The organism is Bradyrhizobium barranii subsp. apii (assembly GCF_011516635.5).
GTDB classification, from domain to species: Bacteria; Pseudomonadota; Alphaproteobacteria; order Rhizobiales; family Xanthobacteraceae; genus Bradyrhizobium; species Bradyrhizobium barranii.
In genome coordinates this window covers 2,598,129-2,617,957 of record NZ_CP096255.1, presented here as the reverse complement: position 1 = coordinate 2,617,957, position 19,829 = coordinate 2,598,129, and the positions used below count along the sequence as shown (strand labels likewise).

The 19,829-nt window shown below is 63.2% G+C and carries 19 protein-coding genes and 1 other RNA gene; 11 read left to right on the top strand and 9 right to left on the bottom strand.

The genetic code is table 11. From position 1 onward, the window contains the following. Positions 1 to 17: 17 nt before the first annotated feature. The 5 genes from HAP41_RS12485 to HAP41_RS12465 form a co-directional block, all read right to left on the bottom strand. Complete coding sequence (locus HAP41_RS12485) at positions 18 to 998, bottom strand: tripartite tricarboxylate transporter substrate binding protein BugD (RefSeq protein ID WP_248577197.1); 981 nt, start codon at positions 996 to 998, stop codon at positions 18 to 20. 135 nt (positions 999 to 1,133) lie between these two features. Further along, the gene (locus HAP41_RS12480) at positions 1,134 to 2,648 is read right to left on the bottom strand and encodes a tripartite tricarboxylate transporter permease (RefSeq protein ID WP_028147708.1); all 1,515 of its coding nucleotides are present in this window, start codon (positions 2,646 to 2,648) and stop codon (positions 1,134 to 1,136) included. Positions 2,649 to 2,655: 7 nt separating this feature from the next. Beyond that, positions 2,656 to 3,417, bottom strand: a complete 762-nt coding sequence (locus HAP41_RS12475; protein ID WP_166101665.1) for a tripartite tricarboxylate transporter TctB family protein — start codon at positions 3,415 to 3,417, stop codon at positions 2,656 to 2,658. Between the two features lie 94 nt (positions 3,418 to 3,511). Continuing rightward, positions 3,512 to 4,042, bottom strand: a complete 531-nt coding sequence (locus HAP41_RS12470; protein ID WP_166101667.1) for a chromate transporter — start codon at positions 4,040 to 4,042, stop codon at positions 3,512 to 3,514. Further along, the gene (locus tag HAP41_RS12465) at positions 4,039 to 4,644 is read right to left on the bottom strand and encodes a chromate transporter (protein WP_166101669.1); all 606 of its coding nucleotides are present in this window, start codon (positions 4,642 to 4,644) and stop codon (positions 4,039 to 4,041) included. Before HAP41_RS12465 ends, HAP41_RS12470 begins: the two co-directional genes overlap by 4 nt. A 96-nt stretch (positions 4,645 to 4,740) precedes the next feature. Here HAP41_RS12465 and ssrA point away from each other — a divergent pair. The 8 genes from ssrA (at position 4,741) to HAP41_RS12425 (ending at position 12,600) form a co-directional block, all read left to right on the top strand. Next, positions 4,741 to 5,106: a transfer-messenger RNA gene (gene ssrA / locus HAP41_RS12460) on the top strand. 114 nt (positions 5,107 to 5,220) lie between these two features. After that, a complete protein-coding gene (locus tag HAP41_RS12455) occupies positions 5,221 to 5,739 on the top strand; it encodes an SspB family protein (protein WP_028147704.1) in 519 nt (172 codons plus the stop codon). An 89-nt stretch (positions 5,740 to 5,828) separates the two neighbouring features. Continuing rightward, complete coding sequence (gene fumC / locus HAP41_RS12450) at positions 5,829 to 7,277, top strand: class II fumarate hydratase (RefSeq protein WP_166106057.1); 1,449 nt, start codon at positions 5,829 to 5,831, stop codon at positions 7,275 to 7,277. 278 nt (positions 7,278 to 7,555) lie between these two features. Then, positions 7,556 to 7,744 (top strand): DUF4169 family protein, encoded by a 189-nt coding sequence (locus HAP41_RS12445; RefSeq protein ID WP_063981611.1) that lies wholly within the window; start codon positions 7,556 to 7,558, stop codon positions 7,742 to 7,744. Beyond that, positions 7,741 to 7,995 (top strand): ribbon-helix-helix domain-containing protein, encoded by a 255-nt coding sequence (locus HAP41_RS12440; RefSeq protein WP_014493044.1) that lies wholly within the window; start codon positions 7,741 to 7,743, stop codon positions 7,993 to 7,995. The genes HAP41_RS12445 and HAP41_RS12440 overlap by 4 nt, the downstream gene beginning before the upstream one ends. Before the next feature lie 115 nt (positions 7,996 to 8,110). After that, positions 8,111 to 8,386, top strand: a complete 276-nt coding sequence (locus HAP41_RS12435; RefSeq protein ID WP_071910502.1) for a FeoA family protein — start codon at positions 8,111 to 8,113, stop codon at positions 8,384 to 8,386. 23 nt (positions 8,387 to 8,409) lie between these two features. Next, positions 8,410 to 10,281, top strand: coding sequence for a ferrous iron transporter B (feoB, locus tag HAP41_RS12430; protein WP_166101675.1), 1,872 nt, complete (start codon positions 8,410 to 8,412; stop codon positions 10,279 to 10,281). Positions 10,282 to 10,617: 336 nt separating this feature from the next. Next, a complete protein-coding gene (locus HAP41_RS12425; RefSeq protein ID WP_166101679.1) occupies positions 10,618 to 12,600 on the top strand; it encodes a hypothetical protein in 1,983 nt (660 codons plus the stop codon). 399 nt (positions 12,601 to 12,999) lie between these two features. Here HAP41_RS12425 and HAP41_RS12420 read toward each other — a convergent pair whose 3' ends face one another. Together HAP41_RS12420 and HAP41_RS12415 are read right to left on the bottom strand one after the other, a co-directional pair. Continuing rightward, positions 13,000 to 13,746 (bottom strand): outer membrane protein, encoded by a 747-nt coding sequence (locus HAP41_RS12420; RefSeq protein ID WP_166106059.1) that lies wholly within the window; start codon positions 13,744 to 13,746, stop codon positions 13,000 to 13,002. Between the two features lie 162 nt (positions 13,747 to 13,908). Beyond that, entirely contained in the window at positions 13,909 to 14,175 is a 267-nt protein-coding gene (locus HAP41_RS12415; RefSeq protein WP_166101684.1) for a hypothetical protein, read from the bottom strand. Between the two features lie 398 nt (positions 14,176 to 14,573). On the opposite strand from HAP41_RS12415, the gene HAP41_RS12410 reads away from it, so the two are divergent. The 3 genes from HAP41_RS12410 (at position 14,574) to HAP41_RS12400 (ending at position 18,352) form a co-directional block, all read left to right on the top strand. Continuing rightward, positions 14,574 to 16,088 carry an ATPase domain-containing protein gene (locus HAP41_RS12410; protein ID WP_166106061.1) on the top strand — a complete coding sequence of 505 codons (1,515 nt, stop codon included), beginning with the start codon at positions 14,574 to 14,576 and terminating at the stop codon, positions 16,086 to 16,088. Then, entirely contained in the window at positions 16,085 to 17,791 is a 1,707-nt protein-coding gene (locus tag HAP41_RS12405; protein ID WP_166101689.1) for a response regulator, read from the top strand. Before HAP41_RS12410 ends, HAP41_RS12405 begins: the two co-directional genes overlap by 4 nt. A gap of 63 nt (positions 17,792 to 17,854) precedes the next feature. Further along, positions 17,855 to 18,352, top strand: coding sequence for a GNAT family N-acetyltransferase (locus HAP41_RS12400; RefSeq protein WP_166101692.1), 498 nt, complete (start codon positions 17,855 to 17,857; stop codon positions 18,350 to 18,352). 116 nt (positions 18,353 to 18,468) lie between these two features. Here HAP41_RS12400 and HAP41_RS12395 read toward each other — a convergent pair whose 3' ends face one another. Together HAP41_RS12395 and HAP41_RS12390 are read right to left on the bottom strand one after the other, a co-directional pair. After that, positions 18,469 to 18,957: a DUF417 family protein gene (locus tag HAP41_RS12395; RefSeq protein ID WP_166106063.1), complete on the bottom strand. Its 489-nt coding sequence runs from the start codon at positions 18,955 to 18,957 to the stop codon at positions 18,469 to 18,471. 400 nt (positions 18,958 to 19,357) lie between these two features. Next, complete coding sequence (locus tag HAP41_RS12390) at positions 19,358 to 19,786, bottom strand: universal stress protein (protein WP_063981602.1); 429 nt, start codon at positions 19,784 to 19,786, stop codon at positions 19,358 to 19,360. Between the last annotated feature and the right edge of the window lie 43 nt (positions 19,787 to 19,829).

The window sequence follows — 19,829 nt, the reverse complement described above, 5'->3', positions numbered from 1 at the left end:
CGGCTTGAAAGTGCTCGTTAAGTTGCCGGCTTGAGCACCGGGGTCCACTTCGCGATCTCGTTCTTGACGAGGGTCGCCAGCGCCTCCGGCGTCCGGTCCTTGGGCCCCGGAATGACGCTGCCGAGCTCGAGCAGGCGCTTCTTCACGGTCTCGTCGTCGAGCGCCTTGATGGCGGCGGCATTCAGGCTCGCAATGATCGCGGGCGAAGTTCCCTTCGGCGCGAACATGGCGTTCCAGGCCTGGGCCTGGAAGGCAGGCAGGCCGGCCTCCGCCGTCGTCGGCACGTTCGGCAGCGACGGATTGCGCTCGGCCGTCGCGATCGCATAGGCCTTGATGGTGCCGGCATTGATCTGCGGCACCGCATTGACGATCTGGTCGCACATGTAGTCGACCTGTCCGGCCACCAGCGCATTCATCGCGGGGCCCGTGCCGTTGAAGGGCACGCCGACCGGCTTGATGTCGAGGATCGAGTGCAGGAGCTCGCAGGAGACGTGCGAGACCGAGCCGACGCCGGCATGCGCGGCGTTGACCTTCTCGGCGTTCGCTTTCACGTAGGCGACGAACTCCTTGAGGTCTTTCGGCGGAAAGTCCTTGCGCGCCAGGATCAGGATCGGCGTGCCCGCGAGCAGCGCGACCGGCTCAAAATCCTTTTCCGGGTGGTAGGCGAGTTTCGGATAGAGCGGCACGGAGGCGGCATGCGTGCCCATATGCCCGGTAATGAGCGTATAGCCGTCATTGGCCGCGCGCGCAGCGCGCGTCGTCGCGGTGGTGCCGCCAGCGCCGACCACGTTCTCGATGATGATGCTCTGTCCGCGTCTGCGCGCCATGTGCCCGGTGACGATGCGCGAAATCACGTCGGTCGGTCCGCCGGCCGCGAACGGCACGATCATGGTGATGCTGCGCGTCGGATAGGTCTGCGCCTCCGCCGGTGCGACAAAGCCGCACAACGATGCGAACGCCGCAGCACATGCGCCCGCAAGCGCGCGAATGGAAGTCATCTCGATCCCCTCGGACGTAAAACAAAAATGCCGGCCACAGGGCCGGCATTTTCATTTCACGAAGCGGTCACACAAGTCGATTCGACTTCCGAATGCGGCGTGCGGACGCAGGGCGCCGCGACAACGCAGGCGCGGTCAGTTCTCGGATTCGGTGAACACCTCGTCGCGCTTGGCGCGCAGCACGGGCAGGACCGTGAGGATCAGCAGAAACGCCGCGATCGCCAGCAGCACTGCCGACAACGGACGCGTCAGGAACACGCTCCAGTCGCCGCGCGAGATCAGCAGCGCACGACGCAGGTTCTCTTCCATCAGCGGTCCGAGCACCATGCCGAGCAGCAGCGGTGCCGGCTCGAAATCGTGCTTGATCAGCCAGTAGCCGACCAGACCGAAGACGCCCGCGAGGATGACGTCGACCGGTGCGTTGTTCACCGAGTAGATCCCGATCGCGCAGAAGATCACGATCGAGGGGAACATCAGCCGGTAAGGCACGCGCAGCAGCCGCACCCAGATTCCGACGAGCGGCAGGTTGATGATGATCAGCATCAGATTGCCGATCCACATCGAGGCGATCATGCCCCAGACCAGATCCGGCTGCTTCTGCATGACCTGCGGACCCGGCACGATGCCGTGGATGGTCATCGCGCCGACCATCAGCGCCATCACCGCGTTCGGCGGGATGCCGAGCGTCAGCAGCGGAATGAACGAGGTCTGCGCCGCGGCGTTGTTGGCGCTTTCCGGCCCCGCCACGCCCTCGATCGCGCCGCGGCCGAACCGCGACGGGTTCTTGGCGAGCTTCTTCTCGAGCGTATAGGCGGCAAACGACGCGATGACCGCGCCGCCGCCCGGCAGAATGCCGAGGATCGAGCCGAGCACCGTGCCGCGCAGGATCGCGGGCGCCGAGTCGGTCAGGTCTTTCCTGGTCGGCATCAGGCCGGTGATCTTCTGCTGCACGAGATCGCGATTCATCTCGGCGCCGGCGTCGAGATTGCGGATGATCTCGGCGAAGCCGAATACACCCATCGCCACCGTCGCGAAGCCGAGGCCGTCGGCGAGCTCCGGAATGTTGAAGGCCATGCGCGAGGCGCCGGTCTCGATGTCAGAGCCGACGATCGAGAGCAGCAGGCCGAACACGATCATCGCGATCGCCTTCAGCACCGAGCCTTTGGCAAGCACCACCGCGAAGATCAGGCCGAGCACCATCAGCGAGAAATACTCGGCCGGACCGAACGCCAGCGCGAGCTTCGTGAGCGGCGCGCCGAGGACGGCGATCAAAACGGTCGCAACGCAGCCGGCGAAGAACGAGCCAATCGCGGCGATCGCCAGCGCCGGGCCGGCGCGGCCCTGCTTGGCCATCTGGTGGCCGTCGATGGCGGTGACGACCGATGTCGCCTCACCGGGTATGTTGACCAGGATCGACGTGGTCGAGCCGCCATACTGGGCGCCGTAATAGATGCCGGCGAGCATGATCAGCGCGCCGACTGGCGGCAGGCCGAAAGTGATCGGCAGCAGCATCGCGACCGTCGCGATGGTGCCGATGCCCGGCAACACGCCGACGAGCGTGCCCACGAGGGCGCCGATCAGGCACATCAGCAGGTTGATCGGAGAGAACGCGACGGCAAAACCGTGAGCGAGGTTGGCAAAGAGCTCCATTACACCCTCACTGAACCAGGAAACGCGGGAACATCGGCATCGGCAACCCGAGCACGTACGGGAACAGGATTGCGCAGCCGAGCGTCAGGCAGGCGCCGACGATGGCGGCCTCCAGCCAGCGCGTCTCATGCGAGCCCAGCGCTGCAATCATGAAGCTCACGAAGGCCGTGACCACGAGGCCGAGCGGCCGGATCGCCAGCGCGAAAAACAGGATCGCGACCATCACGAACAGAGGCCCGCGCCAGGAATAATGGGCCATCGCCGGCCCATCGGTCAGAAGGCCGGTCAAGGCGATGGCGGCCGACAAGGCCACCAGCAATCCACCGAACATCCGCGGTGCCGTGCCGGCACCGAAGGAGAAGCCGCGCATGCCCTGCAGATCGCTCGACGCCCACAGCGCGAACAGGGCGAGCGCCATCAGGATGACGCCGCCGACATAGTCCTGCGCCGACCGGATCGTCATGAACAGCGTGAGGATCGCCACCGCAAACAGCGGATAGGAATAGATCAGCGCCAGCAGCACATCAGATGACGCCTTCTTGGTGCCGGCACCGAACGATCCGAATATGGCACTGGGCGCGCCGGCGAGCAGCGCTGTCGCATGGCCGGTTACGACCTGCAGTGGGCCGCGCCCGGCACCCCAGCCAAAGATCGTCCCGATCGACCAGATGAATTCGAAAATCTGCGGCGCGATCGCCAGCAGGCAGAAGCCGATCGCCACCGAGGTGTTTCGGGTGGCAGTCGCCGAGTGGCCCATCGTGTCGGCCATGCTTGTCTCCTCCGCGACTCCTAAGTCACGAGCACTGTTGTTCTAATCGGCTGGAAAAGGATCCCCCGCCCGGATCACTGCCTAGCGATTTTCATTACACAATGCCAGCAAAACCAATCAGGCCTCCGGCGAGCAGAAGCCAGAGTGGATTGATGCGCGAGACGGACGCGAGCACTGCAACTGCCGCGGTCAGAAGCAGCGCAGCAAAGGTGCGATCGGTCGACTGGGCCAGGATCAGGGCGCTGGCTGCCATCAATCCAATCGATAGCGGAACCAGTGCAGTCTGAATCAAGGCGGGCCAGCGCGATTGGCTGGGCCGGCTCAGCAGACGGCTGACATAATAGGCAAGCAGCGCCGTCGGCAGGCACATCGCCAGCGTTGCCGCCAGCGCGCCGGGGATGCCGGCGACGGCATAGCCGATTAACGTGACGATAAGTACGTTCGGACTTGGCGAGAGCTGTGCGATCGCATAGGCGTCGGCGAACTGCTTCTCGGTCATCCAGTGATGCACGTCGACCGCGATGCGGTGCATCTCCGGTACCGCCGCCGCAGCGCCGCCGACTGCGAACAGCGACATTAGACCAAAGGTGGAGATCAGCGCCCAGATCGGGTTTTCGCTGTTCATGCTGCTACCTTCCGCCGCACCCAATATGTGACGCCGATACTGATGGGAATCGCGACCAGCAGCACCGCCTGGAGCGGCAGGCGAAGCACGCCGATCGCAACGAACACACCGAGCATGAGAATGAGCACGACGGCGTCCATCCGCTTGAGCAATGGCATCATCATGCGGAAGACCACCGCGATCAGCAGCCCGACCGCCGCGCAGGAGATGCCCGCGAGGATCCGGCGCAGCACCTCCACATCGCCGAACCGGGCGTAGATGATCGCAAGCACGGTCATGATCACCGTCGGCGGCAGCAACAGCCCGGTAAAGGCGGCAACGCCGCCGGCGATGCCGCGCAGCCGCGACCCGAACACCATCGACAGGTTGACGATGTTGGGCCCGGGCAGGAAATGGCAGAGCGCAAAGGTCTCGTTGAACTCGTCCGCTGTCATCCAGCGGTGCTGATCGACGATGGCGTGGCGGGCAAACACCAGGACCCCGCCGAAGCCGGCCAGCGACATCCGGGCGAAGGCCAGGAACAGCGCGACGAGGCCGGGCGGAGGAGCGTGGGCGGCTGGATGGTCCGGCTCTTGGGCGGCCGGTGCTGAATCCATGGACATGTCAGGAGCTTAGAACGCTGGCCGTCCCAGGGCCAAGATCATACCGAGGCCCGCCCGGGACCTATCCAAAGGGAACCGTGGGATCGCCGCTCGAAACACCTGTCATTTGAAACCTTTGCCCCCTATATTGGGGCTGCCGGTTCGCCGGCTATGGAAATAAACGGTCGTCGCAATAAACCATTCGGACCCGGGGGCGGTACCCGGCGCCTCCACCAAAGCCCACCAGCGGGCGCACCCAGAGCGGGTTTTGGCGGGGGCGAAATAGGATCGACGAGGGCGTAAAGGGCGTGCTTTTTCCCGGTATTGTTCCGCCGTTATCGGGCTACTGCAATAGTTGCCAACGACAACTTTGCTCCGGTTGCTCAGGCTGCGTAACGCAGTTTGAAAGACCATCTTAAAGTCCTAACGGGTTAAGCTCCGTTAGGCGGGGTTCGGAGGCACCTGGCAACAGAAGCCTCCACTTACCTCTTATTTCCTTCCCGGCGGGGACTCCTGCTGACCCGTCAGGCGCGGTACTATTGCGGCTTGGCGAGTCGGGCCGGCAGGGCCCAACTCCTGGAATGCAACAGGACCACCATGGCGACCGATCATATCCGATACGATGTGCTGGCCCGCGACGCGCTGCGCGGCGTGCTGCGGAAGGTGCTGACCGATGCCGCGTCCCATGGACTGCCGGGCGAGCACCATTTCTTCATCACCTTCGTGTCGAAAGCCGAGGGCGTGAAGCTGTCGTCGCGGCTCCTGGCGCAATATCCGGAAGAGATGACGATCATCCTCCAGCACCAGTTCTGGGATCTGACCGTACTCGAGGATCGTTTCGAGGTCGGCCTGTCCTTCGGCGGCATTCCGGAGCGGCTGATCGTGCCGTTCAGCGCGATCAAGAGCTTCCTCGATCCGTCCGTGAAGTTCGGCCTCCAGTTCGACACCTCCGATGTCGCCGAGGTCTCGCCCGAGACATTGCCGGCCGCTCCCGCGCCGTCGGCCGTCGCGGTGCCCGCACCTGCCAGTGAACCGGCGGAAAGCGCCGAGGAGCCGACCGCCCCGAACCAGGGCGGCGCCGAGGTGGTGCGGCTCGATCGTTTCCGCAAGAAATGATCTAGGTTGGACCCGAAACGGTCGCGCCCGGCCAAACTGCCGATATAGAAGAGCACATGAAGAGGCTGCACGGCATTCCGTGCCGCAGAATGGATGTGCTCATGGCCAAGACTGCTCGCTCGAACACTGCTCGCTCGAAGACTGCCCGCCCCGCCAGCCGCACCGAGACCGACAGTTTCGGTCCCATCGAGGTCCCCGCCGATCGCTATTGGGGGGCGCAGACCGAACGCTCGCGCCAGAATTTCCGCATCGGCATCGACCGCATGCCGATCGCGCTCGTGCATGCGCTCGGCATCGTCAAGCTCGCCGCCGCACAATCCAACCTCGCGCTCGGCCTGCTCGACCAGCGCCGGGCCAACGCCATCATCCGCGCCGCGCGCGAGGTGATCGAGGGCAAGCTGGACGATCATTTCCCGCTTGTCGTGTGGCAGACCGGCTCGGGCACGCAGAGCAACATGAACCTCAACGAGGTCATCGCCAACCGTGCCAATGAGCTGCTCGGCGGCGAGCTCGGCGCCAAGAAGCCGGTGCATCCCAACGATCACGTCAACATGAGCCAGTCGTCGAACGACTCGTTCCCGACCGCGATGCACATCGCGGCCGCAAGCCGCATCAATGCCGATCTCGTCCCTGCCCTCGGCGAGCTGCTGCGCGCGCTCCGCAAGAAGGAGAAAGAGTTCGCAAAAATCGTCAAGATAGGGCGGACACACACCCAGGACGCGACGCCGCTGACGCTCGGCCAGGAATTTTCCGGCTACGCCGCGCAGGTCGAAAGCGGCATCGCCCGCCTCAAGGTGGCGGTGAAGGACCTCTATCCGCTGGCCCAGGGCGGCACCGCCGTCGGCACCGGCCTCAACTCCAAGCCGCGCTTCGCAAGACTGTTCGCAAAGCACGTTACCGGGATTACGAAGCTGCCCTTCACCAGCGCCGCCAACAAATTCGAGGCGCTGGCCTCGAACGACGCCTATGTGCTGGCGCACGGCGCCATCAATTCCGTCGCGACAGGCCTGTTCAAGATCGCCAACGACATCCGCCTGCTCGGATCGGGCCCGCGCTCGGGCCTCGGCGAACTGATCCTGCCGGAGAACGAGCCGGGCTCCTCGATCATGCCCGGCAAGGTCAACCCGACGCAGTGCGAGGCGATGACGATGGTGTGCTGCCAGGTGTTCGGCAATCACACTGCGATCACAGTCGCCGGCAGCCAGGGCCATTTCGAGCTCAACGTCTACAAGCCCGTGCTCGCCTACAACATGCTGCACTCGATCCGGCTGATGGCGGACGCCGCGCGCTCCTTCACCGAACATTGCGTCAGCGGCATCCGCGCCGACGAAAAGCGCATCAGGGAGCTGATGCAGCGCTCGCTGATGCTGGTGACCGCGCTCGCCCCGAAGATCGGCTATGACAACGCCGCCAAGGTGGCGAAGACCGCGCATGCCAACGGCACCACGCTGAAGGAGGAGGCGCTGCGGCTCGGCTTCGTCTCCGCCGACGAGTTCGACCGGCTGGTGCAGCCGGAGAAAATGACGCGGCCTGGATGAATTCCGAATTCCGATAGTCATCCGTAATGATACGGTGCCCTGGGGCTCATAAATATAAGGCCTAAGGGCCGGGATTTGATTACCGTCAATGTTGTGGCGAGGCGGCGTGCTACGCAGGCCTCTCTGCCCTTTGACGGGGCTAATTCGTCGTTTGATGGCCCGAGGGGCCAATTGACGAGGACGAGCGAATGGCGATCAAGTCTCATAGGGCGCAACACGGCACCCAGTTTCTGAATGTTTCATCCTGCCAGAAGAGGAGCGGATGATGGAGACGCGGCATGGGGAACGTCATCAACCTGAATCGTTTCAGGAAGCGCGCCGAGCGGGAAGCCACGGCGAAGCAGGCGGACGTCAACCGGGCGAAGTTCGGCCGCACGAAGGCGGAGCGGTCGGCGGAGGAGACGCGCGCGGACCAGGCGAAGGCGCATCTGGACCAGCATCAGATCGATCGCGAGGATCAGTCATGAAGTCGCCCGTGGTGAAACGGTCGATCGTGGTCGCCGGCCACAAGACCAGCGTCAGCCTGGAAGAGGCGTTCTGGAACGGCATGAAGGAGATCTCGGGCCTGCGCAACATGACGCTGTCCGAGCTGGTCGGCGAGATCGACGGCAACCGCCAGCAGGGCAATCTGTCCTCGGCGATCCGCCTGTTCGTCCTCGACTACTTCAAGAGCCGCGCCATGGCCGCCATCCAGCCGGAAAAGGTCCCGGCCCAGTAGCCGTTGGGCGTCCCCCAACGGCGCCTCACGGTTCTGCACTTTAAAATCACTCTAAGGTGCAGTTTCAGCCGACCCGCGCGCTTGACCTCACTGCCCTGCGTTGAAAATACAGGGCATGACCGACACCAATGACACGCGTTCGCGGATGCCGCTGGGCCTGGCCCAGCGCGGCTATATCGGCGTCATCCAACATCTTTCCGCCAGGGATGCGGGCTCGGCGCTCTCGGACATCGAGCTCGAGAGCCGGCTGATCGAGCTCGGCTTCGTCGAGGGCGCCCGGGTCGAGGTCCTGCACGAGGGCCTGGTCGGGCGCGACCCGATCGCCGTCCGTGTCGACAACATCACGATCGCGGTCCGCCGTCGTGAAGCCATGGCCATCATTGTCGCCTAGATAGCGACCGGAAATCTGATCCCATGGAAGCTCCTCTGCTGCATCTCGCCCTGGTGGGCACGCCGAACAGCGGCAAGACGTCGCTGTTCAACGCGCTGACCGGCAGCCGACAGAAGGTCGCGAACTATCCCGGCGTCACCGTCGAGCGCAAGGAAGGCTTCTTCGTTACGCCCCTGGGACGCCAGGTCTCGGTGGTCGACCTCCCCGGCACCTACTCGCTGCGCGGCCGCAGCCCGGACGAGGAGATCACCCGTGACTTTGTGCTCGGCAAGGCGTCCGGCGAGACCGTACCCGACCTCGTGCTGTGCGTGGCCGACTCGACCAATCTGCGCCTGACCATCCGCCTGCTGCTGGAGCTGAAGCGCACCGGCCGGCCGATGATCCTCGTGCTCAACATGTTCGACATCGCGAGCCGCCGCGGCATCACTGTCGACGTGGAGCGGCTCGCCAAGGAGCTCGGCGTGCCCGTGGTCACCTCGATCGCGGTGCGCAAGAGCGGCACGGCCGATCTGCTGGCGCTGACGGACGAGATCTCGGCCAAGCTCGCCGCCGAGCCGGCCGAGAACAGCTGGCGCGCGCTCAGCGTCGCCGAGCTGCGCGCCACCCAGCGCGAGGCCGACCGCATCATCGCCGACTGCGTCAGCCTGCCTGCTAGACCCGACACCTGGACTGCGCGGATCGATGCCGTGGTGCTGCATCCGGTCGGCGGGCTCCTCGTGCTCGCGCTGATCCTGTTCGTGATGTTTCAGGCGGTGTTCGCCTGGGCGCAGCCGCTGATGGACCTGCTCAACAACGGTTTCGACGCGCTCGGCGAATTCGTGCACGCCACCCTGCCCGCCGGCCTGCTGCAGAGCTTCCTTCAGAACGGCGTGATATCAGGCGTCGGCAGCGTCATCGTGTTCCTGCCGCAGATCATCATCATCTTCCTGTTCATCCTGCTGCTGGAAGACTTCGGCTACATGGCGCGCGCCGCGTTCCTGATGGACCGCATCATGGGCGGCGCCGGCCTGCACGGCCGCGCCTTCATTCCGCTGCTGTCGAGCTTTGCCTGCGCCATTCCCGGCATCATGGCGACGCGCGTGATCGACAACAAGCGCGACCGGCTGACCACGATCCTGATCGCGCCGCTGATGACCTGCTCGGCGCGCATTCCCGTGTACACGCTGATCATCTCTGCCTTCATTCCGGCCAGGGACGTCTGGGGCTTCATCAACCTCCAGGGCCTCGTGATGTTCGGCCTCTACGCCGCCGGCATCACCAGCGCGCTGGTCGTCTCGTTCCTGATCAAATTCTTCATGCTGCGCGACTATGCGCCGGCGCCGTTCATGCTGGAGCTGCCGGACTACAAGATGCCGCGGCTGAAATCGATCGCGATCGGCGTCTACACGCGGGCGAAAATGTTTCTGCACCGCGCCGGCACCACGATCTTCTCGATGATGGTGCTGATCTGGTTTCTGGCCTCGTTCCCGCAACCGCCCGCGGGCGCCACCGAGCCGGCGATCGACTTCAGCCTCGCTGCGATCATCGGCAAGGCGCTCGAGCCGCTGCTCGCCCCCGTCGGCTTCAACTGGCAGATCGCGGTCGCGCTGATCCCGGGCATGGCGGCGCGCGAGGTCGCGGTCGCAGCGCTCGGCACCGTCTACGCGATCGAAGGTGGCAAGGAAGCCGCCGAGCAGATCGGCCAGGTGCTGGCGACAAAATGGTCGCTCGCGACCGCGCTGTCGATGCTGGCCTGGTACATCTTCGCCCCGCAATGCGCATCCACGCTCGCCGTGATCCGGCGCGAGACCGGAAGCTGGACCTGGATGGCCGTGACCTTCTTCTACATGCTGGTGCTGGCTTATGCCGCGAGCCTTCTGACCTACAACGTCGCGGTCGCACTCGGCGCGGGCTAGCGCCCTCTCTAAACTAAAATTGCGAAAACAACCCCATGCACAGTAGACGGAAGCTGTGAGATCAATGGGTTACGCATATGCGAAATCATCTGACCATAGCCCGGATGGACCGAAGCGAGATCCGGGGGTCTTGCGCAACGCTTCACCGGACCCGGATTATGCTTCGCTCCATCCGGGCTATCGGCCGCGCGCCGGTTGACCCGTCGGGCAAAACAGGAGCATGATGACAACTTCGGAAAATCAACATATTGTCGTACCATCCGACATCGGGCTCGGTGGATCGTCACATAAAATATAACTTTCAGCAGCATATCTAACGTGAATTGAACGCAATCGATGTCGCGCGCCAGGGTTGACGCGCTCAGATCATTGCCGGTGCGGCTTCTTTCGCGCCTCGCGCGTGGAGACCTTTGGGACTTTTCCTCGATGCGAATGAAACGGCTTGCGAGCAGGTTTGCTGGACTGTTCGCGACACTGATCGGCACCGCCAATGCGATCGCAGAGCCGGCCGTCAGCGCCGCCTATTCGCAGGAGCAAACCACATATCAAACCAAGGGTGCGCCTTTCGACAGCAGGGAGCTGCGCCGTTGGGCCGGCGCGAGTTACTGGGAGCAAAAGATCGGGGAAGCCTTCGAAATGGGCTTCGATCCCCGCATGCAGGCCAACGCGGAGGAACGTGACGCCGTGCTTGCAACGGTCTGGCAAGTCAAGCCTGAGACCGTCAACGCCGAAACAAAGATCGTTGCGATCATTCCCAAGCGGCCGGCGAAACCACGATCGACCGACCTCGCATATCAGATCGTCTTCATCCCGCGAATGAGCGCCCGTGATAAGGACAGGGTTGAAACCCGGTTCATCGCGGAAGGGCTCAGCGCCAAACCGGCCGTGGCGACCGCAGCTGGAGCAATTCCGCGGCTGCCGTCGACCTACGCATACGCAGGCTTTCCCCAGAACAACAACATCGTCAGTTACTGGGCCGGGCATCCCGGCGAGCTGAGGAGCATTTTGGCCTGGATTGCCGCCAGCCCCAATCCGGGCTTCGATCAGATTCTGACGACCGGCCCCGCTGAAGGTGCCGCCGGTCGTCAGGCCAGCTTCCTCGTCGCGGGAACGAAGGTCCCTTCGGGCCCCATCCTGACGTTGCGTATCGCCTTCCTCAGCGACACGGCACCCGTGAGTGCGGGCGTGCCAGCGGGTTACGACGCCAGGGATTTTGCGGACCTGCAGATTGAAAAAGCGCAGAATCAAACCGCGGAGCAGAGCAGGCTCGGCGACATCACGGGATTGGCCGGACTTGCTGCCGAGGAGCACCTTCCAGCCAAATTTATGATCTTGCAGTACTTCGGCAACGGGACACGCGACGCAGAAATCGATGCCATCGTTCCCATTCCAAACGTCGAAAAGCGGGTCCTGCTGACCATCCGGTTCGGGCCAAACAACAGCGTCAGCATCCAGCGGATCGGCGAAGACCGGAAGGGTTCGACACTCGAACGTCCTGGTGAATTGCGTCGGGTGAACGGTTTCAGCGCCAATTCAGGCGACGCTGCCGCATTGATGGCGTGGTTGAAAAGGCGATACCCCGGCGTGAAGCCGCGAGGGACGACCGTTGCCGAGCTGGAGAACAGCGTCACCGCCGAAATCCAGACGAGGAGCGGCACGCCGTCCTGGTTTAGGGAAAACTATGGAATTGAAATACTCGCCCCCTCGGAGGCACAAAGCCAGCTCGCCCGGCTGTTCCAATACAGCGCGCAACAGCTTACGGGCTTGCAGGAATTCACGCCGAACGAGCTGCAGATGCTCGAGGTCACCCTGGAGCGGATGAGCGATCAACTCGCAGCGAAATTCAAGGGGCTGCGAATCGCGCGCCAGAAAATTGCAGTCGAACTGATTGGCGTCACCGCAACCAAATTCGCGATCAACAACCGATTGGAGGCAGGACTGGCGCTTCTGCGCGGCAACGACCGGATGGTCATCGTCTTCGATTCCTCGAACATGAACTCTGACGCGCTTTTCATCGGAGGATCCGGTGTCGGCGGCCAGCCCGAGATCGCGGGCGAAACATTCGTGACTTTTGCGCACGAACTCGGTCATGTCGTAGCGGCGACGCCGGGTCTGAAGGATTCCTTCCAGGCACTCGTCAAAGCAAAAAAGATCAGGCCGGTGACCTGGTATGCAGCCTCGAAACCGGCAGACGAATTCTTTCCGGAAGCGTTCACGCTTTACATCGGCGACCCCGAATGGTTGAGGGCTAACCGACCGGACCTGTTCAGATGGTTCGAGACGATCGCGAGCGGAGAGCAAAGAACCGGGATGCGGTGATGCGGGACGCCGCGCATGCTGCCGGGATAGCGACCGATGGATGCAGTGAAACCATTGATGCATCCAAGGAAATAGACGGAGCCCGGATGGAGTGAAGCGAGATCCGGGATTCTTGCGCAACGTATCACTGGGCCCGGATTGCGCTTCGCTCCATCCGGGCTACGGACTACGGCGTGCCGGTTGCGCCGTCGGGCAAAACAGGAGCATGATGGCATCCTCCCGGGATTGCCGCCTCGACTGCGCCACCACACGACTGGACGCGTTCGGTCCGAACCAAAATCAACAAATCAAATGGAGGCGACGCAAGGCCTCCTCCGGTGCCTCTGCGTTTTCTTTCGCTCCCCCATGAAAAAGGCCCCGGTCGATGCCGGGGCCTGAGTTCACTGGGAGGACTTTGGATCAATAGCGCGGCGCGCCGTAACCGCCGAAGCGATAGTTCACGCGAACCGTGACCATGTCGATATCCTGGGTGACTCCGCTGCCGGTGAGGGTGAACCCACCGGGTGTGACCACGCCTGCGAAGGAGGTGTTGTCACGCCCCATCCAGAGGTGATCGTATTCAACACCGACCGTCCAGTTCGGGGTGAAGCCATACTCCCAGCCGACACCCAGAGCACCGCCCCAGCGCGTGTGACCTGCCGAGGCGAGGCCGACGCCTGTGACATTGTTGAAGATGTCAAAGCGATTGCGCGTCACGGCGGCGCCGCCCTTCACGTAGAGCAGTGAGGCGTTCCATGCCCAACCGAGCTGAGCCATGAACAGCCCGATCGCATCGGTCTTGCCCGTGGTCGAGATCAACGGATCGATCAAACTGACGCGCGTGTTCTTGATCTCGGCCCAATCACCTTGGGCTTCCAGGCCGAGCACGAACTGATTGGTCTGCCAGCGATAACCGATCTGTCCACCGACGAGGCCTCCGGAGCGATCGGCGCAACCACTTGCGACGTTGCCTGCGGGCGTTATCAAATCGACGCAACCGTGGCTCTGCCCCCAGCCTCCGTTGGCGCCGATGTAAAATCCGGTCCAATTGTAAACCGCCACCACCGGTGCCGGCGGCGGCGCCTTGACGGCCATATCGGCCGCCATGGCCGGAGCCGACATGCTCAGCGCCGCGAAGCCGATCGCCGCGATCGAAAGCTTTTTCATCGTCTCATCCCCTTTGCTCAAATCTCTTCCGTCAGAAGCGAGCCCTAATGCAGGCTGGCGTGCATAAAGCTTGCGAGCATCCTGAAGTTTACGCGCGAGAGGATTTTGGGCCCGTATCAAAATGGCAACACCCAAGGGCCATCGCTGTGCACAGAAGCGTGCTTAGTCAGTCTTTGAAGTGCCGTGCGCTCCAGCACCGTCCTGTTCGTCAGCAAGCCACGCGCCGATGCCGGAGGATGGGATCACCCGCTTCGGCAGGTGCGGGTTGATCGTGCCTGCAAAGACGGAAAGTCCATCATCGCGCTTGGCGCGCGCAAACAGCTTGGCTTCATGTTCAGTCGCGAAGGTCTTCGTCTCGCGCGGACTTCGTTGTCTCGGCAGAACGCCTCGCCGTTGCACTTCGAAGGTGACGTACCAGGTCGGACTCATTGCGCACACCAACATGTCACCAGTCCCTGGAGTCGCGTTATGGTGCGGCTGTCATCCGCCTGTTTGATTCAGATCAAGCAGCGACTTGACTGCGAACGCTTGACGCGCCGGGCTGCGAACGGAGGATCGGTTGACCCGTCGGGCAACACAGGAGCACGATGGCATCGTCGGCTTCAGTGACATCCGGCTCGCGACCTTCTCCGTCCTGCGAGTGGCGGTGCGGTACCGTCTTCGGGCTGGATCGGCGTCGTGATCAGGGCCGACCGCCACCCCATCAGCAGGGAACCCGGCGCCGATCTGAGAGTTCGTTCCAAGGCCGTTCGGCCTTAACCGAGTGCGAGCCCCGGAGCTCGTGCAGGGGCGGTGGCGCCGTTCTCTCGAAGCGTCAAGGGAAACCAATGAGCAGTCCATCCTGCACTGTTGCGGACAGTGCGCCCCGAGAGCTGTCCAGAATATCGACCGGCAGCGCCGGCCTGGACGACATCCTGGGAGGCGGCTTCGACGCCAACCGGATGTATCTCTACGAGGGGCAGCCCGGCACGGGCAAAACCACCATCGCGCTTCAGTTCCTGCTGAGGGGGGTGCGGAACGGAGAGCGCGTGCTCTACATTTCGCTGTCCGAAACCAAGCGCGAGCTGGACGTCGTGGCACAGCGGCACGGCTGGACGCTGGACGGCATCGACATCTTCGAACTGGTTCCGCCGGAGACGACGCTCGATCCGGAGCGCGAGCTCACGGTGTTTCATCCCGCCGAAATGGAGCTGAGCGAGACGACCGGCCTGATCTTTAGGGAAGTCGAGCGGGTCAATCCCAACCGCGTCGTGCTCGACAGCCTGTCCGAACTGCGCCTGCTTGCCCAGAACCCGCTTCGTTACAGGCGCCAAGTGCTGGCCCTGAAACATTTTTTCACCAACCGCAATTGCACAGTGGTCCTGCTCGACGATCTTTCGTCATCTCAGGACGATTTGCAGCTCCATTCCATTGCTCACGGCGTGGTGATGCTCGAACAGGTCGCGATCGATTACGGCGCCGAGCGGCGCCGGCTCCGCGTGATCAAGATGCGCGGCATCCGGTTTCGCGGCGGGTTTCACGATTTCACGATCGAGCGAGGCGGCCTGCAGATATTCCCCCGCCTGGTGGCGGCCGAACATCACAAGACCTTCGTCGGCGACTTCACCCCGAGCGGCAACGCCGAGCTCGACCAGCTCCTGGGAGGCGGCCTCGAGCGCGGCACCAATGCGCTGCTCATCGGCGCCGCCGGCGTGGGCAAATCATCGGTTGCGCTCACCTACGCGATCGCGGCGGCCGAACGTGGCGAGCACGCGGTGTTCTTCGCGTTCGATGAAGGCCGCGGCACGGTCGAAGCGCGCGCCCGGACACTTGGCCTGCACCTGCAAGAACACGTCGATTCGGGGCTTGTCCGGTTTCAGCAGATCGATCCCGCCGAGCTGTCGCCGGGTGAGTTCGCCGCAAACGTGCGAAAGAGCGTCGAGGCCGACAATGCCCGCCTCGTCATCATCGACAGTCTGAACGGCTATCTGGCCGCGATGCCCGACGAGCGATTTCTCATCCTGCAGATGCACGAACTCTTGAGCTACCTGGGGCAGCAGGGTGTGCTGACCATCCTGGTCCTCGCCCAGCATGGCCTCGTCGGTCCGATGGATACGCCTCTCGACATCAGCTATCTCAGCGATTCCGTGGTCATGCTGCGCTATTTCGAGGTCGGCGGAACGGTGCGGCGCGCTCTGTCTGTCGTCAAGAAGCGCAGCGGCCGACACGAGCATACCATCCGGGAATTTCGGCTTAGCAGCGCCGGCATCACGCTCGGCCCGCCCCTGAGGGAGTTCAGCGGCATCTTTTCCGGCAATCCGCATTATACCGGGGCACCTAAGCCCGAAGGGTCGGTTGAATGAGCGTTGAGCGAGATCACCATGTTCTCGTCTTTGCTCCGATCGGGCGCGACGGGCTTGCCTCCGTCGAGCTGTTCCGGAGTTCGCACCTGGAAGCGACCAGCTGCCGCAGTCTGCCCGAACTCGTCAGCGAGATGGCAGCCGGCGTCGGCGCCGTTTTCCTTGCCGAGGAAGCTCTGTTCGGGAAAGACACCTCGCCGCTGGCACAATGGATCGAGAGCCAGCCGCCCTGGTCCGACCTGCCCTTCGTCGTCCTGACCAGCCATCGCGAGCAGCCGGCCGTCCTCGCCTGGCGCCGCAGCATTGTCGCGCTTCTCCGTAACGTCTCGCTGCTCGAGCGGCCGGTTCAGCCAATGACGCTGACCAGCGCCGTTCAATCGGCACTGCGCGCGCGGCGGCGCCAATATGAAATCCGGGCCCTGTTTGCGGCGCGCGAACAGGCGGCTCAGGAGCTCGAGACGCTGGTGGTCGAGCGCACGCGGGCCCTTGCGGAAGCCGTCGAACAACTGCGCGTCGAGATCGACGAGCGGGCCCGGGTCGAGGAGACGCTTCGGCAAGCCCAGAAGATCGAAGCCATCGGACAGCTGACCGGCGGGGTGGCGCACGACTTCAACAATCTGCTGATGGTGATCTCCGGCGGCCTCGACATGCTCGACCGCCAGACCGATCCGGACCGTCGTCGCCGGCTCATGGACGGGATGGTCCAGGCCGCCCAGCGCGGGGCCAGCCTGACCAGGCAGCTTCTCGCGTTCTCCCGCCGGCAGACGCTCCGGCCGGAGCCTGTCGACGTCGCCTCACAGATGGGCGGCATGCGCGAACTGCTCGATCGAAGCCTGAGAGGCGACGTCCACGTCGAGTTCGATTTTCCGGACACGCTCTGGCCGGTGGAGGTCGATCCCGGCGAGCTCGAACTCGTGATCCTCAACCTCGCCGTCAACGCCCGCGACGCCATGCCCAATGGCGGCACGATTCTCGTGCGCGGGGAAAATCTGCCCGATCTGAATGACGAGCAGATCGCCGGAGACTATGTGCGCCTGTCCGTCGTCGATACCGGTGTCGGCATGAGTCCGGAGATCCTGTCACGCGTTTTCGAACCATTCTTCACGACCAAGGAGGTCGGAAAGGGCTCGGGGCTCGGGCTCGCCCAGGTCCATGGATTCGCGACGCAGTCGCGGGGGACGGTCCGCATTCGATCGGAAGTCGGCCGAGGCTCCAGCATCGAACTCTATTTGCCGCGATCGCTCAGCATTCCTTCCAGGGAGCGACACCTGATCGATCTCAACATGGTGCGGCCGAAGAAGAGCAATCATGGCCGCATCCTCCTGGTCGAGGACGATGACGAGGTTGCCGCACTGGTGAGCGAGATGCTGGGCCAGCTCGGTTACGAGGTCACGCACGCGGCGAGTGGCGCGGCCGCGCTCGGTGCCCTGGCCGACGGCCGCGCCGTCGACCTCGTCTTTTCCGATATCATGATGCCCGGCGGCATGAATGGGGTCGAGCTGGCGCGGGAGATCAAGAGAAGGCGAAGCGACATCCCCGTGCTTCTGACCAGCGGATACTCCGAAGCCGCGGTTCAAGACGCCGAATTGGCGGGTCTGCAGATTCTGCCGAAACCCTACCATATCGACGAGCTGGCCGCGGCGCTCAGCGCGGCCAAGTCAGAACCCGGGCGCGACATGGAGTCCAAGCGGTCCAGCCGCTGCTGACGCGTGCGGTGTCGCATCGCGAAAGCGATCGACGACCGGCCGCCAAAGCGGCTATCAGTCTCCATGGACCGCTTCAGCACCGACAGATTGACCGCCGAGAGGCTTCGCGAAGACCACCTCGACGACCTCGTCACGCTGCATCTCGATGCCGAGGTGTCCCGCTATCTCGGCGGCGTGCGTGCACCCGAGGTCACCAAGACCTATCTCGCGACCAACATGGCGCATTGGGACCAGCACGGTTTTGGGCTGTGGATGCTGCGAACGAAGGACGGCGCCTTCGCCGGGCGAGCGGGGATCCGGCACATCCTCGTGGACGACATCGACGAGATCGAGATTGCCTACGCATTCAAGCGCGAGTTCTGGGGCCGCGGATTTGCGAGCGAGGTCGCAATCGCGCTGACGGACATTGGGCTGTCGCACCACGAACTGCCGTCTCTCATCGGCCTTGTCTATGTCAGCAACGGCGCATCCCGCCGCGTGCTGGAAAAGGCCAATTACATCCTCGAGAAGAGCACGACGCGTCATGGCAATGATGTCGTGATTTACCGCGCTCGGCGGTGAGCTGCGTCTCGCAGGATGGGTAGAGCGAAGCGAAACCCATCCTTGCTTCCGGGCGCGTTGAAGCGTGATGGGTTTCGCTGTGCTCTACCCATCCTACGGGCTATCGCAAAGCCGCTTTAGGCTCCGCCGGTGCGGAGCCGGACAACCGATTGCGGCAACGAGGCGAGAAACAACACCGCGCAAACACACAGCAGGACGATGTCCTTGAACAGGAACTCGCCGGCCAGATTCCACGCCATCGGATCGGTTGACAGGCTCCATGTGACGACGCCCGGCGTCGTAAAGAAGAACGACCACGTGATCGCGGTCACCATGCCCATGAACGAACCCAGCGCCGACAAGACCGGACTGAAGCTGCCTGCCACGAGCAGCGCCGCGATCACGAATTCGGCGACACCGAGAACATAGGCCTCTCCCCTCAGGCCGAATACCGACAGCCAGGAGATGAACGGGCTGTGGCTGATGAACTGGGCGATACCCTGTGCGGATTGCAGTGTGAATTTCTGCATTCCAAACGATACGAATATGACCACCATGACCCAGCGCAGAATGGCGAGCGGACGATAAGAGCCTCCACCATTCTCCGCGACGTTGAATCCCATCATGCGACGATTTCTCCCCGGATTGCGCATCCATCTATTGGCGAACGAAGCGTCCGCTACGGGCTATTCGGAGGGGAGCGTCCGTCGTTACATCCGCGGCGGGGTTCCACGATCACAGCTGCGTGCAACGCGCGTGTCCGCACCACGGTCGAGACTCGCGCATTTCGGATCGACAGGCTCTAGCCGTCGCCGCAATTGCGGTGACAGTGCATTCAATTGATGCGCACGGGGTCCCCGGCTTCGAGTTAAGCGCACTGTCACCGGCTACCCGGGTGCCGGGCCGACAAGGCCTGACCGGCAGGTAAGGCCCGCAGATGACGAAAAGCAGACAAGGCGGTTTATGCGGCCGTTGAGTTTTCTAGTCCTCGCGGCGAGCGAGAACTCTGTCAGCCGATCCGCACATTCACGGACAAATCAGTACGGGAGTTTTCGCCTGTGCCAGCACCTTGTTTGTCACGCTACCGATGAGAAGCATGGAGAGTCCGCTGCGGCCATGGGATGACATCACGATGAGATCGCAACCTTTATTCTCGGCTGCTGCGATGATGGCTTGATGGGGTTGCCCGTTCTCCACTTGAATCGGTTCGCAGGAAACGCCGGCCTCCTTGGCCGCATTTGCCGCGCGATCCAACGCGCTCGTGGCCTGTTCCTTGCGCAGCTCGGCATATGTTGCGACTGCTTCACGGAACCGCCCTGTCATTTCTGAAAACGGCTCCACAACGAAGATTAGAGATACCTTGGCTCCAAGGGATTTCGCCAGCGCCAACCCATGCGCCACGCCGTGCTCCGCTAGCTCCGACCCATCTGTCGGAATGAGAATATGCCGGTACATGCTTCACCTCCCGCCTGTCTGGACGTATCGCTGCCTTCCGAAT